This is a genomic window from Thermopolyspora sp. NPDC052614, assembly GCF_040678635.1.
Taxonomy (GTDB): domain Bacteria; phylum Actinomycetota; class Actinomycetes; order Streptosporangiales; family Streptosporangiaceae; genus Thermopolyspora.
Map to the genome: position 1 here is coordinate 1 of NZ_JBFATZ010000048.1, position 2,307 is coordinate 2,307.

General features: G+C 69.3%; 2 protein-coding genes. One reads left to right on the forward strand and one right to left on the reverse strand.

Annotated elements, in window-relative coordinates:
• Nucleotides 1–20 precede the first annotated feature (20 nt).
• Nucleotides 21–446, reverse strand: coding sequence for a DUF2461 family protein (locus AB0K60_RS37610; protein WP_364066602.1), 426 nt, complete (start codon nt 444–446; stop codon nt 21–23).
• Between the two features lie 814 nt (nt 447–1,260).
• Here AB0K60_RS37610 and AB0K60_RS37615 point away from each other — a divergent pair.
• Nucleotides 1,261–2,307: GAF domain-containing protein (locus tag AB0K60_RS37615; RefSeq protein WP_364066605.1), on the forward strand; the 1,047-nt coding region annotated here is incomplete at its 3' end.

Below are 2,307 nucleotides of genomic sequence, written 5' to 3' on the forward strand. Positions count from 1 at the left end.
GAGCGTGGGCGGCGCTCCGATCACCGTCCTGCGCCGGTACATCGAGCAGCAGAACCGACCGGTCTGAGCCGGGGAGACGCTGGATCGCCCGGGGGCGATCCAGCTTTCCTTGCCCCGCTACGTGGGAGAGTCCGCTTCACCCCCGGCCTGAAGGCCGGAGCACTGCGGACGATCCGGTAGCCCATCCCCTCGCCGCCGACCCGCACGTAGGCGCCCTGGTGAGTCTTGTACGGCGACTTGTCCTTGTCGAAGCGCACGTCGCGGTAGGGCCGGAACAGGCTCGCGGCCCCGAACTCCCCGGCCAGCTCGTCCGCGAGCGCCTGCAGCGGCGCCCGCACGGCCTCCTCGTACAGGTGCTTGTGCGCGGTCCAGTACGTCTTGGAGTTGTCGGCCTCCAGCCTCTCGTAGAAGACCAGCGCCTCATCGGGGAAGCCCTCGAAACCCATGCGCCCAGCTTGCCACCCGGCACCGACACCTTCGTCCCGCCGATCCTCCCGGGAGACCTTCCTGCCCCGCCGGCCGCGTCCGCGTGCCCCTCGATCCGCTGCGGCCGGATTCGGACCGCCCGCTTACCGTTCCGCGACGTCCGATATCGACCGGAAAATGTCCTGAATTGTCGGATTAGTGGGCCTTCCTCCTAGGTGACCCTGCCCAACAGTCTGGCATATGGCGCATTGAGGGCAAACCGCCGTCTACCAGCAGGTATGCGAATGTTTTTCGGTGTCTCTTCTGTCACTTCGGCACATCGAGGGATAGACTGCCCCCGCACAACAGGCGAGGACATTTAGACATACATCCCGTTAAATGCCAGCAACGTCGCGTTCAGTGACGTCGGCCGCACACGAGCTGATTCGGTCCGTCGGGGGGTCGCGGCCCTGGTCCCCCATTTCGGACGATGCGGGCATGGGGGAGAGGACGCGTGTGAGCGAACGACGTTACCCGGTCCCGGACTCTCCACACGTAGACCAGCACACCTTGCCACGCTCCTCCTCCGACGCGGACGCCGTGCCCGTCCGCCGGGCTGGCACGGCGCCGGGAGCGGTGGAGAGCACCCCGGGGGACGCCGTGTCGGACTCTGTGTCGGACGCTGTGCCGACCGGCGTGTCGGACGCCGTGGCGTCGGACGCCGTGGCGTCGGACGCCGTGGTATCGGACGCTGTGGCGTCGGGCGACGTGGCGTCAGGCGACGTGGCGTCGGACGCTGTGGGGGAAGCCGACGGTATCGCCGTGGACTCACCGATCGGCCGGGCCATCCGGATCATGAGCGACGGTTTCCTGGTGCTGGACGGCGAGTGGCGGATCGGGTTCGCCAACGTGGCCGCCGAGCGGCTGCTCGGCGGTTCCGGCGGGCTGACGGGCCGGTCGCTGCCGGAGGTCTGCCCACGGGTGGGGACCCACGAGTGGGAACGTCACCGCCACACCCTCGCCACCGGCGGCGCGGTCGAGCTCAACATGTGGATGCCGGACGTACGACGCTGGTATCGCGTGCGTCTGGTCGGCGGCGTGGACGGCACGCTCGACAGCGGGCTCACCGGTGACGCGCCGTGCTACATCGCGCAGATCAGCGATCTCACCGACGACATCGAGGTGTTCGCCGAGCGCGCCGCGGCCGAACGCTTGGCGGCCGAGCGGGCCGCGATGGAGCGCACCGCGCGCATTCAAGAGCTGACCGGGGCGCTCGCCGAGGCCGTGACCGTGCAGGACGTGGTGGACGCGGTCGCCCGTCACGTGCTGCCGCCGTTCGGCGCCACCGGGTTCCACGTCGCGTTCGTGGCGCACAACCGCCTGGAGTCGGTGGGCTCGGTCGGGTACTCGGCGACGTTCATTGAGAACCTGCGGCGGCTGCCGCTGACGGCGCGGTATCCGCTGCTCGACACCATCCGCGACCGTACGCTGAGGTTCATCACCTCCCGGGAGGAGTACCTCACGCTCTATCCGCATCTGGCGCATATGCCGCCGGCGGGTGACAAGAACGCGTGGGTGTTCCTCCCGTTGATCGCGTCCGGCCAGGTGTTCGGCGGGTGCGCAATCTCCTTCATCCACCCGCGTCCGTTCACCGACGACGAACGCAGCCTGCTCACCGCGATCAGCGGCCTGCTGTCACAGGCGCTGGCCCGCGCCCGCCTCTACGACGCCGAACGCACCCGCGCCCAGGAACTCCAACGCGGCCTGCTCCCCCGCGAGCTGCCCTCCCTGCCCGCGGTCACGGTGGCGGCGCGTTATCTGCCGGCCGGCAAGGACATGGAGGTCGGCGGCGACTGGTACGACATCATCCCGCTGTCGGCCGACCGCGTCGCCCTGGTCATC

Excerpts from the sequence above, each read along its gene's own strand:
- AB0K60_RS37610 (WP_364066602.1), bottom strand. The coding sequence starts at position 446 with ATGGGTTTCGAGGGCTTCCCCGATGAGGCGCTGGTCTTCTACGAGAGG.